This is a genomic window from Yersinia alsatica, from assembly GCF_902170305.1.
Lineage (GTDB): Bacteria > Pseudomonadota > Gammaproteobacteria > Enterobacterales > Enterobacteriaceae > Yersinia > Yersinia alsatica.
In genome coordinates this window covers 131,639-148,879 of record NZ_CABHWW010000024.1, presented here as the reverse complement: position 1 = coordinate 148,879, position 17,241 = coordinate 131,639, and the positions used below count along the sequence as shown (strand labels likewise).

The window sequence follows — 17,241 nt, the reverse complement described above, 5'->3', positions numbered from 1 at the left end:
TTATTGTTGCTATAATGAGCTTAGCTATAAGTTATCTATATATTTTCACTTGCTGTTATTTAATGATTTTTTTGAATAATGCCGGAGAATCAACCATTACACCATTAGCACCTAATTTTTTGGCTTCATCATAATCTTCAATTTTGTTAATGCCAAAGAAGATAATATGTGCATTTTTATTTTTACGGAAACAATCAACCGCTTCCTTATCCCAGCTTAATATGGCCTGAGATCTCCCTTCGCCTAGGGTGTATTGTTCTATCACTTCGACTTTACGGTGTAATTCCAAACCATACCAGCGCTCTATATCATCGGCCGGTAATTCACATTTATGATCCATAGTAATGTTGAGCAACTGTGTGCGGGTAAAATCGCGGCTTTCGAAACGTTTTATTTTATGTGTGTTATCAAGGTCTTGATTTACCACATCCAGCGCATTTAAATAATTATCATCGGTTGAGTAGACACGGGTTCGGGCTAATCGATTGTCTTCGCCTTTAGTGGTTGTTGCTAGCGTTTTTTGCAAGGCTTTGGCGAATACTGCAGGGTTGGCATCTGGTGATTTAATATCGAGGTAAAAGGTTGTGGTAGGGAATGCTATCAATGTTTCATCAAGGGTAGGAATACCAACTCGTGAACCTGGTTCAGGATGAATATTATGATTTTTATTATAATCGACACTGGCATCAACTTGAGCAAGTTGTTTTGCTGTATAGGCCGAAATCTTCCCGGTCTTATTCGTTAACACTTTGAGATCTGAAGGACGATACAGCACCAGAACATTATCTTTTGATAGCTGTAATGTGACCCAAATTGCATTCGCGCCATTATCCAATGCTTTTTTGATGGCAGGCAGTGTATTTTCAGGGGCGTCGGCAGTTCCACCGCGATGGGCAATAATCTGTGGCGGATCGATAGCGGTGGTTGATGTGGTCGAATTAGCATTTGTTACAAAACTAGTAGAGAGTAATATAGTAGCCATTATATAATTTCGCATGATATTTGGTTTCCATCCATTGATTGATAATGAATTTTTCTAGGGCGTGTTAATCATATAGATAATGTTCTTCTGCTTTGTCGAATTTAATGATTTTTTATTAAAAATAAATGACAAAAAGTATAAATATACTAACAACAGAATTCAGTTCTGTTATTTCGAAAATTGTATTGCATTTTGATTAGGATAATTACGATCTTTACCTGTTGTCGCTTAGGGTTGAGAAAATTCTTTAGGAATCTTAAAAAGCATTAGTTAAACAGACAAAAATTGTATTAGTGTTATGGGTATTGGTTGCCCTAAGTACCGGGTCTTAAGAAGGAATACAGTGTGTCGAAATTGCGGGTTGGAGTGATTTTTGGTGGTAAGTCGGCTGAACATGAGGTGTCCTTGCAGTCAGCAAAAAATATCGTAGAGGCGATTGATAAAGAAAAATTTGATGTGACGCTGTTGGGTATTGATAAACAAGGGCAATGGCATGTTAATGATGCATCCAGTTATCTGTTAAATGCAGAAAATCCTGCATTAATCTCTCTAAATCATTCAAACCGAAATGTTGCCTTGATCCCCGGTCAAGCCAGTCAACAGCTCATTACTACCGATAATGCCTCTGCGCTGGCTCAGTTGGATGTTATTTTCCCTATTGTACACGGTACATTAGGCGAGGATGGCTCCTTGCAGGGCTTGCTGCGTATGGCAAATATTCCTTTTGTTGGTTCGGGTGTGGTCGGTTCCGCGGTCAGTATGGATAAAGATATTACTAAGCGTTTACTGCGGGATGCTGGGCTGAATATTGCGCCATTTATTACACTGACACGGGCTAACAAAGACCATTACGGTTTTGAGCAGGTCACGGCAAAACTTGGCTTGCCACTCTTTATTAAGCCCGCGAACCAAGGCTCTTCAGTTGGCGTGAGCAAAGTTCGTAATGAGGCTGAATATCAGCAGGCAGTTACGTTAGCGTTTGATTTTGACCACAAAGTGCTGGTGGAATCGGCTATTGTTGGGCGCGAGATAGAATGTGCCGTTATGGGGAATGACAATCCACAAGCCAGTTTGTGTGGTGAAGTGGTCATTAGTGATGAGTTTTATTCCTATGATACTAAATACATTAATGAAACTGGCGCACAGGTCATTATTCCGGCGGCGATAGACACCGATGTCAGCGATCAAATCCGTGCGGTGGCATTAGCCGCTTTTCGTGCCCTTGAATGCTGTGGTATGGCGCGAGTTGATGTCTTCTTAACGCCTGATAACCAGATAGTTATCAATGAAATAAATACCTTACCCGGCTTTACTAATATCAGCATGTATCCCAAATTATGGCGCGCCACTGGGGTGGGTTCAACCGAGCTGATCACCCGGCTTATTGAACTGGCTTTAGAGCGCCATCAGCAAGATAAAGGGCTGAAAAGCTCCATTCTTCAATAACGCTCCCTGCTGTCATTTCGATCAAAAAATAGCTGCCGTGCGCAGCTTTTTTTATTGCCTTTATTTGCAGATAACTTGATTGACAAAATGTCATAAAGTGACAATACTTCATTTATGAAACTTACAGAAGACCAACTCCTGTTACGGGAGAGCAAAAAAATCGTTGAGGCACTGGGCAAAACTTTTGCACCTTTGGTGGAATTTGTTTTGCACGATCTCACGCAACCAGAGCATGCCATTGCGGCTATTTCCAACAATTTATCCGGTCGAGAAGTGGGTGAACCTGCGACTGAACTGGGTTTGAGCCGCATTGCTGATCCCAATTTTCCCGAGGTGATCCTCAATTATCCGAACCAGTTTCCTGATGGTCGCCCGGCGAAAAGTACCTCAATTGGCCTGAAAAATAGTAAAGGAGAGTTCATTGGGGCACTTTGCCTCAATATGGATATCTCGCTGTTTTCGGCTGTTAGTGCCAGTTTGTCTCAATTGACACAAACCACGCCAACAGAGGTTCAGGAGTCTCTGGCATCACCTCGCCTTGAGATGTTGCGTACTGAACTGGAGCAGTTTGCTGCCGCTCACAACACCACTCCACGCGCACTAAACCCGGCACAGCGGCGTGAGATTGTGCGCCAACTGGCCCAAGCGGGTCTGATGGACCTGAAAAATGCGCAGACTATCGTTGCCAATAATCTGGGTGTCGCCCGTTCTACGGTCTATACCTATCTCCCGACTGAAGGAAGCTGAAGATGGCCCCATTAGCAATCTGTTATGACGATATTGTTCAAGCACATCAGCGGCTTGCTGGTTTTGCGCTAAAAACACCGGTTTTGACCTCATCCACTGCAGATGAGCTAACGGGCGCACAGCTGTTTTTTAAATGCGAAAATTTCCAGCATATGGGGGCATTCAAATTCCGCGGAGCCTATAACGCGTTAGTGAAATTATCGCCGGAACAGAAAGCTAAAGGGGTGGTGGCTTTCTCCTCGGGAAATCATGCGCAAGCTATTGCTTTGTCTGCTCGCAAACTGGGGATCCGCGCCATTATTGTTATGCCAGAGGATGCGCCTGCGGCCAAAATTGCCGCCACGCGAGGCTATGGTGGCGAGGTGGTGCTGTATGACCGCTATCGCGAGGATCGAGAAGCCATTAGCAATAAACTCGCGCAGGAACAGGGGCTAACCTTAATTCCGCCTTATGACTATCCAGATGTGATGGCGGGGCAAGGCACCGCAGCACAAGAGTTATTTGATGAAGTCGGTGAGTTGGATGTGCTGCTGGTGCCACTAGGGGGCGGGGGATTGCTCTCTGGTTGTGCCACGGTTGCCAAAGCGCTCTACCCAAATTGCCAGGTTATTGGGGTAGAACCTGCGGCTGGCAATGATGGTCAACTCAGTTTCCGTAGCGGCAAAGTGGTTAAAATAGCCACGCCCACCACGATTGCTGACGGTGCTCAAACCCAAGCTCTGGGCCACTATACCTTCCCGGTGATTCAGGAGCGGGTTGATAATATTCTGACTGCAACTGATGAGCAGCTTATCTCGGCAATGAAATTTTTCACCAGCCGAATGAAAATCGTGGTTGAACCCACGGGGTGCCTAGGGGCGGCGGTCGCTTTTGGCGCTGAACTTGATTTGCGTGGTAAACGGGTCGGCGTGATTATTTCTGGCGGCAATGTTGATTTAGCCCGTTTAGCCACTTTTATTGGTGAGGCTTGCTGATGCCAGAGATGGTGTTGGTTAATGCGACCCAGGGCCAGCCTCCAGCGGGCCATTATAGTCATGCAGTTTGTGCGGGCGGAATGGTTTATCTTTCCGGCCAGTTGCCCGTGACCATGCAAGGGGAGGTATTATCAAACCAGCCTTTTGATATTCAGGCGCGGCAGGTTTTTGCCAATATCGAGGGCGTTTTGGCTGACTGTGGGTGCAGTAAAACCAGCTTGATTCAGGTGCGGGTCTATTTATGTGATGTGGCATTATGGCCAGATTTTAATGCGCTTTATGCTGACTGGCTGGGGCCACACCAACCGGCACGTTGCGTGGTGCCAGTGCCTGCCTTGCATTATGGTTTAGCCTTAGAAATTGAAGCTGTGGCTCTGTTATCCGCTTAGCTTTTCGATATAGCGACATGACCATAGCTACAAATTAGGATAATCTTGAATTCCTCCAATCAGACTGTATACTTATACAGTGGTTGGTTGGGGGGAATATGCGAAAAATTATTCATGTCGATATGGACTGCTTCTTCGCGGCAGTCGAAATGCGCGACGATCCCAGCTTGCGTGATATTCCCATTGCGATTGGCGGGAGCCGGGATCGGCGTGGAGTGATCAGCACGGCGAACTATCCGGCGCGGCGCTATGGTGTGCGCAGCGCGATGCCGACAGCCATGGCGCTTAAACTGTGTCCACAGCTAAAAGTGATCCCCGGGCGAATGGCGGCCTATAAAGAAGCTTCGCTGCATATCCGCGAGATCTTTGCTCGCTATACTCCTTTGATTGAACCGCTGTCGCTAGATGAAGCTTATCTGGATGTGTCTGACTGTCCGGCATGCAGTGGCTCTGCCACCTTAATTGCACAGGAAATCCGCCAATCCATTGCTACTGAGCTTAATTTAACGGCCTCTGCCGGTGTTGCCCCCATCAAGTTTTTGGCCAAGATAGCCTCTGATTTAAATAAGCCCAATGGTCAGTATGTGATAACCCCAGACAAGGTTTTGCCCTTCCTGCACGATTTGCCGCTGAGTAAAATTCCGGGGGTGGGTAAAGTGACCGCCAGCAAACTGCAAGAGTTAGGATTGCTAACCTGTAGTGATGTACAAAATTTCTCACAGGCTGAACTATTAAAGCGTTTTGGTAAGTTTGGCCATGTGCTGTGGGAGCGTAGCCACGGTATTGATGAGCGCGAGGTTTCGCCAGATCGTTTGCGCAAATCAGTGGGCGTCGAGAGAACCTTGGCCGAGGATATTCATGATTGGCAAAGCTGTGAATCCTTGATTGAGCAGCTATACACGGAGCTGGAAACCCGCTTGCGCAAGGTAAGGCCCGATCTGCATATTGCCCGGCAGGGGGTAAAACTGAAATTTCATGACTTCCAGCAAACCACACAAGAGCATGTTTGGCCGAAGCTGAATAAAGACGATTTACTGCAAGTTGCACGCACGGCATGGAATGAGCGGCGCGCCGGGCGAGGTGTGCGGCTAGTAGGGCTGCATGTCACTTTGCTCGACCCACAACTTGAGCGGCAATTGCTGCTGAGTTGGGAATAGCCGCACAATGAGATAAAAAATGGTGGGTCAGTCAGACCCACCATCATTACTACGGCCATACTCTAAATCATTCGAGCGGCTGGAAGTATGACGAGTATTATTGACGCTCAGGAATCGCTTTCAGCAGCGCGGTCAGCAACTGCCAATATTGACCCACACTCTCGATATGAACTTGTTCATCCGGTGAATGTGGCCCGGTCATGGTTGGCCCAATGGAGACCATATCCATATCTGGATAAGGTTTTTTGAACAAACCACATTCCAGACCGGCATGGATAACCATGATATTTGGCGTTTTGTTAAATAACTTCTCGTAGGTTTCCCGCACTAGCGCCATCACGGGTGAGCTAGGGTCCGGTTGCCAGCCTGGGTAGCCGCCTTTGGGTGAAGTTTCAGCGCCAGCCAACTGACCAATCGCTGTCAGCATGCTCACCACGTAATCTTTACCGCTGTCGATCAGAGAACGAATCAGGCAAATGATTTCTGCTTCGTTTTCATTCATGGTAACCACACCCACATTCAGTGAGGTTTCAACCACGCCTTTTACTGCATCGCTCATGCGGATCACGCCATTTGGCGTCGCATTCAATAATGCTACCAAGCGCTGCTGAGTCTCTTTGGTCAGTGCTTTTGCTTCGGTAGAAACAGGCTCAAGCACGATGGTCAGATTCTTTTCGACGGCGGACAGTTCGTTTTTCAGTGTTGCCAGATAATCTTGGCTCAAGCTTTTCAACTGATCGACTTTATCTGCGGCAATCGCCAGAGTAACCGAACCTTCGCGTGGGATAGCATTACGCAGCGTACCGCCATTCAGATCCAATACCCGCAGGTCTAAATCTTTGGCTTGTTCAAACAGGAAGCGGGCCAGCAGTTTATTGGCATTGCCTAATCCCAGATGAATATCAGCACCAGAGTGACCGCCTTTCAGGCCTTTAATGGTCAGTTTCAACGTCTGGTAACCCGCAGGGATAGCTTCCCGCTGCAGTGCCATACGGGTGATAAAATCAATACCACCGGCACAACCCATATAGATCTCACCCTCCTGCTCGGAGTCGGTGTTAATCAGAATATCGGCTTTTAACCAATTAGGTTGCAGGCCGAATGCGCCGTCCATGCCCGCTTCTTCGGTCATGGTCAGCAGCACTTCCAACGGGCCGTGCTCGACGCTATCGTCAGACAACACTGCCAGCGCGGAAGCCATACCAATGCCGTTATCCGCACCTAATGTGGTGCCACGGGCTTTAACCCATTCACCATCGATATATGGTTGAATCGGATCTTTGGTAAAGTCATGTACCGTATCATTATTCTTCTGCGGAACCATATCCAGATGGGCTTGCAGTGCCACGGGCTTACGGTTTTCCATCCCCTTGGTAGCAGGCTTACGCAGCAGGATATTACCGACCTGGTCACGCTCGGCATGCAGGCCTTTTTCTTTGGCCCACGTCATAATATGTTGTGCTAGCGCTTCTTCATGGTAAGACGGATGAGGGATAGAGCAGATTTTTGCGAAAATATCCCACAACGGCTGAGGCGAAAGTTGAGACAGTTCAGACACTGTAAGTCTCCTGTAATAGCATTCCTATACCGGCAACTCACAAATGAGCTGTCAAAGATGCTATTGGGTTGATGACTAAAGATTTTAGGGGTAGTGACAAACCGCCATCAAGATGGCGAGATAGTTTGAGAATATCACTTTCATTAGCGTTACGCGCGTACCGCAGCACAATTACTGCGTCTAACCTGATTAATTAGCCAGATAATTGCTGGTTTTTATCCGGCTGGCTCTCTATAATCTCGCGCAACCTTTTTTCCCCTTCTGATACATGGCAAGCCACTTCTATACTGGCTGGGATTACACTTTATGAGCGAAAAATACGTCGTTACCTGGGATATGTTGCAAATTCACGCCCGCAAACTGGCACAGCGTTTACTGCCAGCCGAGCAATGGAAAGGTATCATCGCGGTGAGCCGTGGTGGGTTGGTACCGGCTGGTATTCTGGCGCGTGAGCTGGGTATTCGTTATGTAGACACCGTTTGCATCTCTAGCTATGACCATGATAATCAACGTGATCTTAAAGTCTTAAAGCGCGCAGAAGGCGACGGTGAAGGTTTTATCGTGATTGATGATCTGGTTGATACCGGTGGCACCGCGAAAGCGATTCGCGATATGTATCCGAAAGCACATTTTGTCACAATTTTTGCTAAACCTGCTGGTCGCCCATTAGTTGATGACTATGTAGTTGATATTCCTCAGAACACATGGATTGAACAGCCATGGGATATGGCGGTAACTTTCGTTGCCCCACTGAGCAGCAAGTAATCTAGCAAACTTTAGAGCGCCCGATGTACCTCAATGACACCGGGCGTTTCATTTTCCCCGCAGTATGAGTACACTTGTCCCCATCTGATCAGCCCTTGACGGGCCCGACGGCTTATGGAGGCTATTGTTATCATGGCACAAGCCAACCTTTCTGAAATTCTGTTTAAACCAAAATTCAAGCACCCTGAAACCTCAACTTTAGTGCGGCATGCTCATTGTAACCATCCTATGAGTGTTCACTCGGCACTGGATGGCGACACCGCCAGCCATTGGTATCGTATGATCAACCGCTTAATCTGGACTTGGCGCGGTGTCGATCCATTGGAAATCGAAGAGGTATTGTCACGTATTGCCTGCTCGAAAGCAGAACATAGTGATAACGAATTGCTGGATACCGTGGTGGGCTACCGCAATGGTAACTGGATTTATGAGTGGGCCCAGCAGGGGATGCAATGGCAGAAAAAAGCCATGGAAGAAGCCGACCCAATGAATGCCGGTCAGTATTGGCTGAATGCGGCCAATTTATACAGTATTGCTGGCTACCCACACCTAAAAGGGGATGAGTTGGCCGAGCAAGTCGAGGTGTTGTCTAACCGGGCTTATGAAGAGGCTGCTCATCATCTGGCTTATACCTTAAAAGAACTGAATTTTACTCTTTCAGATGGCGGTACTCTCTCGGGGTTCCTGCATATGCCAACAGAGGGCAGTGCACCGTTCCCAACGGTACTGATTTGCGGTGGGCTGGATACCTTACAAAGTGATTATCATCGTCTGTTCCGTGACTATCTGGCACCTAAAGGGATAGCTATGTTGACCATCGACATGCCCTCTGTTGGGGCCTCTTCTCGTTGGAAACTCACCCAGGACACCAGCTTCCTCCATCAGCAGGTGCTACATGCGCTGCCGGATATTCCGTGGGTAGACCATCAACGCGTCAGTGCGTTTGGTTTCCGTTTTGGTGCCAATGTTGCGGTACGTTTGGGGTATCTGGAGCCGCAGCGTGTGCGAGCTGTTGCTTGCCTTGGGCCGATTGTTCATCATCTTTTGTGTAATGCAGATAGCCAGCGCAAAGTGCCGGATATGTATATGGATGTGATGGCTAGTCGCTTGGGTATGGCAGATGCATCAGATGAAATCCTTAGAGCAGAAATGAACCGTTACTCGCTGAAAACTCAGGGGTTGTTGGGGCGGCGTTGCCAAACACCGATGCTGGCAGGTTTCTGGGAAAATGATCCTTTTAGCCCGAAAGAAGAATCCAAGCTGATTTCTTCTTCTTCTGCTGACGGCAAACTGTTGGCTATACCATCAACACCACTGTATGACAATTTCCATCGTGCATTATTGCAAACCAGCCAGTGGTTAGAAGATAAAATGCGTTAATGAGTTGCTAATTTTTAACAGTTTGCTAAAAAGGTGCGTCTACATAAGGAGATTTAAGAATGACGTCAACCAGTGCTCATCCTAAAAGCAAGCTTATGAAACGTTTTGCAGCTTTAGGGCCATACCTGCGTGAAGGGCAGTGCCAGAACGACCGGTTCTTTTTTGATTGTTTAGCTGTGTGCGTCAATGTGAAGCTGGCTCCAGAGAAGCGTGAGTTCTGGGGATGGTGGATAGAGCTGGAACCAGCGACTGACCATTTCACCTATGTTTACCAGCTCGGCCTGTTTAATAAAGATGGCAACTGGAAAGCGGAAAAGATTAAAGATCCTGAAGTACAAGAGAAGCTGGAGACCACTTTGCGTGGTTTCCATAAGCGCCTTGCCGATATGCTGACATCGATCGAAATGAGGCTGGAGCCCGCGCAGGACTTTAGCGACCAACCTGTTAAGCTATCCGCCTAAAATATATTTATTAATAAGCAATATAAGAAGAGAAATTCCCCTTTAGCACAATAAAAAGGGGAATTTCTTGTCATGCCTGTTGGCATAATGCCTCGCGCCTGCTAAAACGATCCCTGAATCATTTCTTTTATTCATCTCAATGGCAGAAAAATTATGAGTGGCAGCCAGACATTGGTTGTGAAATTGGGAACGAGTGTTCTGACTGGCGGCTCCCGTCGTCTTAACCGTGCCCATATTGTTGAACTGGTGCGTCAATGTGCCCAGCAACACGCAAAAGGTCATCGTATTGTTATTGTTACCTCCGGGGCGATTGCCGCTGGGCGTGAACACTTGGGTTACCCTGAATTACCCGCCACCATAGCCTCGAAGCAGCTATTAGCGGCAGTCGGGCAAAGTCGGCTGATTCAGCTTTGGGAACAACTGTTTTCTATCTATGGCATCCATGTGGGGCAGATGCTGCTGACTCGCGCTGATTTAGAAGATCGTGAACGGTTCCTCAACGCCCGCGACACTATGAATGCTTTGTTGGATAACCGCATCGTCCCGGTTATCAATGAAAATGATGCTGTGGCTACCGCCGAAATAAAAGTCGGCGATAACGATAATCTTTCGGCACTGGCGGCGATCCTTGCCGGTGCTGATAAGCTGCTATTACTGACTGATCAGGCGGGTTTATACACCGCCGATCCGCGAAATAATCCTGAAGCTGAATTAATCCGTGAAGTGCATGGTATTGATGATGCTTTGCGCGAGATTGCGGGCGACAGTGTTTCTGGCCTTGGTACTGGCGGCATGGCGACCAAATTGCAAGCCGCGGATGTCGCGTGCCGTGCGGGTATTGATGTGGTCATCGCCGCAGGCAGTCAAGTGGGTGTCATTGCTGATGTCATTGAGGGAACGCCAGTAGGCACTCGATTCCATGCACTGGAAACACCACTAGAAAACCGCAAACGCTGGATTTTCGGTGCTCCGCCAGCCGGTGAAATTACCGTCGATGATGGTGCGGTTGCCGCTATTATGGAGCGGGGTAGCTCGCTGTTGCCAAAAGGCATCCGTGATGTAAAAGGGAATTTCTCGCGCGGCGAAGTGATCCGTATTCGCAATCTCAGTGGGCGCGACCTGGCCCATGGTGTGTCGCGCTACAATAGTGATGCCTTACGCCTGCTGGCGGGGCACCATTCGCAACAAATCAGTGAAATCCTCGGATATGAATATGGCCCGGTGGCAGTCCATCGTGACGATATGATTGTCAGCTAAGGAGCAAGCATGAACATGTTGGAACAGATGGGGAAAGCCGCCAAACAGGCTTCCTGGCAATTGGCGATGCTGAGCACCGCGAAGAAAAATCAGGCGCTGGCCGTGATGGCTAATCTGCTGGAGTCTGAAAGTCAGACTATTTTGCAGGCTAATGAACAAGATATGAAGGTCGCGCGTGACAGTGGTATGAGTGAAGCGCTGCTTGATCGGCTGTTGCTTAGCCCGGCACGTCTGGCGGCGATTGCTCATGATGTGCGTCAGGTATGCCGCCTGAATGACCCGGTAGGCCGGGTGATTGATGGGAGCCTGCTCGACAGCGGCTTAAAATTGGAACGCCGCCGTGTTCCCTTGGGAGTGATTGGTGTCATTTATGAAGCCCGCCCTAATGTAACGATTGATGTGGCTAGCCTATGTCTTAAGACCGGCAACGCCGTTATTTTGCGTGGTGGTAAAGAGACTCACCATACCAATCAGGCAACAGTGAAAGTGATTCAACAGGCACTGGAACAGTGCGGTTTACCCGCAGCGGCAGTGCAGGCGATTGAAAGCCCGGATCGCGAGTTGGTGAATCAATTACTGCGGATGGACAACTACGTTGATATGTTGATTCCCCGGGGCGGAGCTGGCTTACATAAACTGTGTCGCGAGCAATCAACGATCCCGGTCATTACTGGCGGTATCGGTGTTTGTCATACTTTTGTCGATGAAAGTGCTGATTTTGAAAAGGCACTATTGGTCATTGAAAATGCTAAAGTTCAGCGGCCAAGTGCCTGTAACTCACTGGAAACATTACTGGTTCATCAGGCCATCGCCGAGCAGTTCTTGCCCGTGTTGAGTGCTAAAATGTACGCCCTTGGTGTGACACTGCATGCCAGCCCACAAGCGATGCCGTACTTAGCGGAAGGTAAAGCTAAAGTCGTGGCAGTAGAAGCGGCTGATTATGATGATGAATGGCTATCGCTGGATCTTAATGTAGATATTGTTGCCGATATTGATGCCGCCATTGGTCATATCCGCGCACATAGTACCAGCCATTCTGACGCCATTCTGACTCGCTCACTCAGTAGCGCCGAGCATTTTGTCCGCGCGGTTGATTCGTCGGCGGTTTATGTTAATGCCAGCACGCGTTTCACCGATGGCGGCCAATTTGGCTTGGGTGCAGAAGTGGCGGTCAGTACGCAAAAACTCCATGCCCGTGGCCCAATGGGGCTAGATGCATTGACGACTTATAAGTGGATTGGCTATGGCGATGATTTAGTGCGCAGCTAGCTAACCCACCTTATTGAAATACCTACTGGGTATCGAAATAGGCATATTAAAGCGACATTGGCTCTGCGCTAATGTCGCTTTATTTTTTTTATGCATCACTTTCCCACATAAAAAGTAATGAAATAAATCTAATTAAGTGTGAAATAGATCATTATTCGATGAAACGCCTTTATCCTCATTCATCATTTTAGTTCCTGAAAAATAGACAACCCAACACTTGTTTGGTTATTTCCTTCTAGACTGTTATCTCGTTGATTCTCTATCTTTATTTTTAGCTCAATATCTTGCCATTAGGAATCTTACTATTTAAACACATTTTAATTAGAGAGATTCCTTGAGTGACCTCACAAAAAATGCACTGTAACTGCTTGAAAACACGCTTACGATCGCTATCCCAACTTTGAAACAGATTAATAAAATACGCTTTACTCTATTTAATCAAAATAATAAAACAGACACATGTTTAAAAACAAACAAGTGTCCATTATGACCAGCCGAGAAAAACAAATATTGCAGCTTCTGAGACGAGATCCATTGATCCCCCAGCAAGAAATTGCCGATATTCTAGGCATTAGTCGCTCGGGTGTTGCCGGTCACATTATGAATCTGATGCAGAAAGGCTATATCAAAGGGAAAGGATATATATTATCTGAGCACAGCTACGTGGTGGTGATTGGTTCGGTCAATATGGATGTTTGTGGTTATGCCGCCAGTAAGCTTATTTATGAAGACTCTAATCCGGGAAAAATAAAATGTACGCCGGGTGGTGTAGGGCGAAATATTGCCGAGAATATCGCGTTATTGGGCAAAGAATGTCATTTGATCTCTGTTGTCGGTGATGATTTTTATGGTGCTACCCTGATTGATGAAGCCAAGCGGGCTGGTGTCAATGTCAGTAACTGCCACAGCCTGCATGGGGAAAACACCTCAACCTATGTTTCATTACTGGATAATAGTGGTGAAATGTTGGTGGCAATTAATGACATGCGCATTTTAGAAAAACTCACACCCTCATTATTGGCCACCACCAAGGAATTAATTCAGCACGCTGGAATATTAGTGGTTGATTGTAATTTAACGGAAGAGTCCCTTTCATGGATATTTACCAATGCCGGTAATGTCCCGGTATTCGTAGATACTGTCTCAGCATTTAAAGCCCCCAGAATTAAAAATTGGCTATCTCATATTCATACCTTGAAACCTAATCGTCTGGAGGCGGAAATACTCAGTGGCATGAAGATTAACAGCCACGATGATATTCCGGCAGTCGCGAGCTGGTTCCATCAGCAGGGTGTCCAACGCCTGGCGCTAAGTATGGGGAAAGATGGCGTTTATTTCAGCGAAGTTGACGGACAGACTGGCTGGTCGCTGCCACTGAATATCAACATTGTAAATGTGACCGGTGCCGGAGACGCCATGATGTCAGGGCTGGCAAGTTGCTGGCTGGATGATATGGAATTTGCTGAGAGTATTCGTTTTGCTCAAGGCTGTTCAGCATTAACACTCTCTTCGGAACTGACCAATAACCCTAATCTGTCAAATGGCAGTGTTAAAAAACTATTGGAATTACAACCATGACAAATAATGCAATGGCACAATCTTACTTAGATATTTCACCGGAAGTTGCGCAGGCCTTGGCGCAAAATAAAGCCGTGGTGGCATTGGAATCTACCATTATTTCTCATGGGATGCCTTATCCACAAAACGTAGAAACAGCCTTACTGGTTGAACAGAAAATTCGTGAAAATGGCGCAGTTCCTGCCACTATTGCGGTTATAAATGGCCGGATGAAAGCGGGCTTATCGAGAGATGAAATAGAATTGCTGGGCAAAGAAGGCCACAGCATTATGAAAGTTAGCCGCCGCGATTTACCTTTTGTGGTTGCTAATGGACAGCATGGTGCAACAACAGTGGCTTCTACCATGATTATTGCGGAAATGGCCAAGATTAAGGTCTTTGCCACCGGCGGTATTGGCGGGGTGCACCGTGGTGCAGCAACCACCTTTGATATTTCCGCGGATCTACAGGAACTGGCAAAAACCAATGTCACCGTCGTATGTGCGGGCGCGAAATCTATTCTAGATTTAGGCTTAACCACTGAATATCTGGAAACCAACGGTGTTCCAGTCATTGGCTATCAAACTCGCTCACTACCGGCATTCTTTTGCCGAACCAGTCCATTTGAGGTCAGTATTACATTAGACAGTGCTGAACAAATTGCGGCGGCAATGAATGCCAAATGGGGTATGGGGCTACGCGGAGGAATGGTGGTTGCCAACCCAATTCCTGAACAATATGCACTATCAGAAAATATGATCAATGCCGCTATTGAACAGGCAGTTAGAGAATCAGAAGAGCAAGGGATTATCGGCAAGGAAAGTACACCATTCTTGCTGGCCCGAGTTGCTGAATTAACCGGTGGCGACAGTTTAAATGCCAATATCCAACTGGTATTTAATAATGCGAAATTAGCAGCGAAAATCGCCTGTTCATACCAGAGTATTATTTAATTTGTAGAACGGTAATACGCCTTAAATAGTGTCCTTATTACAGTTGCTAAATAATAGCTCATATCCTTGAGGTGCCCTGACACATTTGTTGTCCAAGGGGCACCTTTTCGAGCATGGGCTTATTATAAATACTTCGGGGGATTTATGGATTTATTGCGTAGTTTGGCGGGGATGTGCATTTTATTGCTTATCGCCTATATTTTCTCGGTAAACAAAAGAAAAATAAGATTAAGAACGGTAGGGGCAGCGTTATTGCTGCAAATCACTCTAGGTGCGGTCATGCTCTATGTCCCTGCGGGCAAGTGGTTTATCTCATCTATTGCTAATGCTGTGAATCGAGTTATTTCTTATAGTGATGCAGGTAGCGCATTTATTTTTGGTGGCTTAGTTAGCCCAAAAATGAATGAGCTATTTGATGGTGCAGGATTTGTTTTCGCTTTCCATGTATTACCTGCCATTATTTTCATCACTTCGCTAATTTCTATTCTTTATTATCTTGGCATTATGGGCTGGTTGATAAATATTCTTGGTTCTATATTTCAAAAATTACTGGGTATCAGCAAGGTAGAATCATTTGCGGCAGTAACAACCATTTTTCTGGGTCAGAATGAAATACCCGCAGTGGTAAAGCCCTTTATTAATAAGATGAACAGCAATGAGTTATTCACCGTGATTTGTAGCGGTATGGCATCCATCGCCGGCTCTATGCTAGTGGGATATGCTGGCCTTGGGGTGCCTATTGAATATTTGTTGGCCGCGTCATTGATGGCGATCCCTGGCGGGATACTATTTGCGCGAATTATCAGCCCTGCAACGGAAGAGTCAAAAGTAGAATTTAATGAAATGACCTTCAGTGATAAACGTCCTGCCAGTATTATCGAAGCGGCGGCGAATGGCGCGATGTTGGGGTTGAAAATAGCGGTAGGGGTAGCCACTGTAGTGATGGCCTTTGTGGCATTAATTGCATTAATTAACGGTATTATTGGTGGCATCGGCGGCCTATTTGGTTTTGAGCATCTGAGTCTGGAAAGCATCCTTGGTTATGTGTTCTCACCTCTGGCTTATATTATGGGCGTGTCTTGGGAGCATGCCTCACTGGCAGGCGGCTTTATCGGCCAGAAGCTAGCCATTAATGAATTCGTCGCTTATCTGAGTTTCTCCCCTTATTTGAAAGAGACAATTGGCACATTGGATGTCAAAACCATTGCAGTTATCTCTTTTGCACTGTGCGGTTTTGCCAACTTTGGCTCAATTGCTGTTGTGGTCGGGGCATTCAGTGCTGTGGCACCAGAAAGGGCATCTGAAATTGCTCGCTTAGGGTTCCGTGCATTACTGGCGGCAACATTATCTAATCTGATGAGCGCCACTATTGCTGGTCTGTTTATTGGCTTAGGGAGCTTACTGCCTGGCTAGGATTAATAGCAATTTAATCAGTACAATATAGCTCTGGTGCATTAATCCGGCGAGATAGAGATTAATGCACCACCCCATCATTTAATCGAGAGGGTGGCGCTTAAGATAGTAACTAATTTTGTAATCTACCGGATTAAAGGTAATCACCGAAAAATCCACAATCACCCCATCAGTTGTATTGGATACGGCTAATAATTGCAGCAATAGGGTACGCGGGTCGCAATGAAGTTGTAGGGCGAACTCTTGGCTGGCCACAATAGGTAAAAATGTCTGTCGGCAACCTTCTATTTGGTAATGAGCGTGTTTCTCAATAAAGTCATACTTTGATGATTCAAGGTGATGGTAAGTTAAATCGGGCATCAGAGCGACCGGTAGATAACTCTCCTCTATCTGAATAATCTGTTTATCAGCGTAGCGTAATCGCTTGATATAATAAGTTTTGTCATCTGGTTGAATATTCAACTGGCTGGCTATCGCTTGCGGTGCTCTGATAATTTTGAATTCAGATACTTCAGTATGAGGGGTTTTACCCAGCATTTTCATATGTTCGGTAAAACTGTTCAGATGATTATTATCATGTTTAAGATCTTTTCCGATAATAAATGTTCCCCGACCTTGCTGTCGTTCCAGTAAGCCATCCTGAATTAAGACATCCAATGCTTTTCTGACCGTCATTCGTGATGCGCCAAAACGCTCAGCTAGCTGAATTTCAGACGGTAAGCAGTCACCAACAGAAATATCCTGATGATTTATTAACTTTCGGATATTGGTGACTAGATTTTTATATACCATTTTTATACCTATTTTGAGAGTGATGTTTATCACGAACAATTTTTTAATCTATTGATAATTAATTGTTAAAATTTGCCTAGTATAAAAAATAGCTTAAATGTCTAATTTTTGCCTGAATAATATACAAATCTGTTTGGCGAT

General features: G+C 46.3%; 16 protein-coding genes. 13 read left to right on the top strand and 3 right to left on the bottom strand.

What is annotated here, in order from left to right; translation table 11 throughout:
• Positions 1–55 precede the first annotated feature (55 nt).
• On the bottom strand, positions 56–997 hold the full coding sequence (locus tag FTA96_RS13720) for a glycerophosphodiester phosphodiesterase family protein (protein ID WP_145574057.1): 942 nt from the start codon (positions 995–997) through the stop codon (positions 56–58).
• Between the two features lie 330 nt (positions 998–1,327).
• On the opposite strand from FTA96_RS13720, the gene ddlA reads away from it, so the two are divergent.
• The 5 genes from ddlA (at position 1,328) to dinB (ending at position 5,695) form a co-directional block, all read left to right on the top strand.
• Positions 1,328–2,428 carry a D-alanine--D-alanine ligase gene (gene ddlA / locus FTA96_RS13715; protein ID WP_145574055.1) on the top strand — a complete coding sequence of 367 codons (1,101 nt, stop codon included), beginning with the start codon at positions 1,328–1,330 and terminating at the stop codon, positions 2,426–2,428.
• Positions 2,429–2,542: 114 nt separating this feature from the next.
• Positions 2,543–3,175, top strand: a complete 633-nt coding sequence (locus tag FTA96_RS13710; protein ID WP_050110060.1) for a helix-turn-helix transcriptional regulator — start codon at positions 2,543–2,545, stop codon at positions 3,173–3,175.
• Between the two features lie 2 nt (positions 3,176–3,177).
• The gene (locus FTA96_RS13705; RefSeq protein WP_050110059.1) at positions 3,178–4,149 is read left to right on the top strand and encodes a threo-3-hydroxy-L-aspartate ammonia-lyase; all 972 of its coding nucleotides are present in this window, start codon (positions 3,178–3,180) and stop codon (positions 4,147–4,149) included.
• Positions 4,149–4,538: a RidA family protein gene (locus FTA96_RS13700; protein WP_050110058.1), complete on the top strand. Its 390-nt coding sequence runs from the start codon at positions 4,149–4,151 to the stop codon at positions 4,536–4,538. Before FTA96_RS13705 ends, FTA96_RS13700 begins: the two co-directional genes overlap by 1 nt.
• A 98-nt stretch (positions 4,539–4,636) precedes the next feature.
• Complete coding sequence (dinB, locus tag FTA96_RS13695; protein WP_050110057.1) at positions 4,637–5,695, top strand: DNA polymerase IV; 1,059 nt, start codon at positions 4,637–4,639, stop codon at positions 5,693–5,695.
• 97 nt (positions 5,696–5,792) lie between these two features.
• On the opposite strand, the gene pepD is transcribed toward dinB, so the two are convergent.
• Positions 5,793–7,253, bottom strand: a complete 1,461-nt coding sequence (pepD, locus tag FTA96_RS13690) for a beta-Ala-His dipeptidase (protein WP_050122606.1) — start codon at positions 7,251–7,253, stop codon at positions 5,793–5,795.
• 306 nt (positions 7,254–7,559) lie between these two features.
• On the opposite strand from pepD, the gene gpt reads away from it, so the two are divergent.
• The 8 genes from gpt to FTA96_RS13650 all read left to right on the top strand — a co-directional run bounded on the left by gpt (position 7,560) and on the right by FTA96_RS13650 (position 16,308).
• Positions 7,560–8,018, top strand: coding sequence for a xanthine phosphoribosyltransferase (gene gpt, locus FTA96_RS13685; protein WP_004707460.1), 459 nt, complete (start codon positions 7,560–7,562; stop codon positions 8,016–8,018).
• Between the two features lie 132 nt (positions 8,019–8,150).
• Positions 8,151–9,398, top strand: coding sequence for an esterase FrsA (gene frsA, locus FTA96_RS13680; RefSeq protein ID WP_145533043.1), 1,248 nt, complete (start codon positions 8,151–8,153; stop codon positions 9,396–9,398).
• Positions 9,399–9,457: 59 nt separating this feature from the next.
• A complete protein-coding gene (crl, locus tag FTA96_RS13675) occupies positions 9,458–9,859 on the top strand; it encodes a sigma factor-binding protein Crl (RefSeq protein WP_050110054.1) in 402 nt (133 codons plus the stop codon).
• A gap of 153 nt (positions 9,860–10,012) precedes the next feature.
• A complete protein-coding gene (proB, locus tag FTA96_RS13670) occupies positions 10,013–11,116 on the top strand; it encodes a glutamate 5-kinase (protein ID WP_050101676.1) in 1,104 nt (367 codons plus the stop codon).
• A gap of 15 nt (positions 11,117–11,131) precedes the next feature.
• A complete protein-coding gene (proA, locus tag FTA96_RS13665; protein ID WP_186372877.1) occupies positions 11,132–12,385 on the top strand; it encodes a glutamate-5-semialdehyde dehydrogenase in 1,254 nt (417 codons plus the stop codon).
• A 486-nt stretch (positions 12,386–12,871) separates the two neighbouring features.
• The gene (locus FTA96_RS13660) at positions 12,872–13,963 is read left to right on the top strand and encodes a PfkB family carbohydrate kinase (protein WP_235895656.1); all 1,092 of its coding nucleotides are present in this window, start codon (positions 12,872–12,874) and stop codon (positions 13,961–13,963) included.
• Positions 13,960–14,895 carry a pseudouridine-5'-phosphate glycosidase gene (locus FTA96_RS13655; RefSeq protein WP_050110052.1) on the top strand — a complete coding sequence of 312 codons (936 nt, stop codon included), beginning with the start codon at positions 13,960–13,962 and terminating at the stop codon, positions 14,893–14,895. The genes FTA96_RS13660 and FTA96_RS13655 overlap by 4 nt, the downstream gene beginning before the upstream one ends.
• A 144-nt stretch (positions 14,896–15,039) precedes the next feature.
• Positions 15,040–16,308 (top strand): NupC/NupG family nucleoside CNT transporter, encoded by a 1,269-nt coding sequence (locus FTA96_RS13650; RefSeq protein WP_050110051.1) that lies wholly within the window; start codon positions 15,040–15,042, stop codon positions 16,306–16,308.
• An 81-nt stretch (positions 16,309–16,389) separates the two neighbouring features.
• Here the strand turns inward: FTA96_RS13650 and FTA96_RS13645 are convergent, their stop codons facing one another.
• Positions 16,390–17,100: a GntR family transcriptional regulator gene (locus FTA96_RS13645; RefSeq protein ID WP_050110050.1), complete on the bottom strand. Its 711-nt coding sequence runs from the start codon at positions 17,098–17,100 to the stop codon at positions 16,390–16,392.
• Positions 17,101–17,241 lie beyond the last annotated feature (141 nt).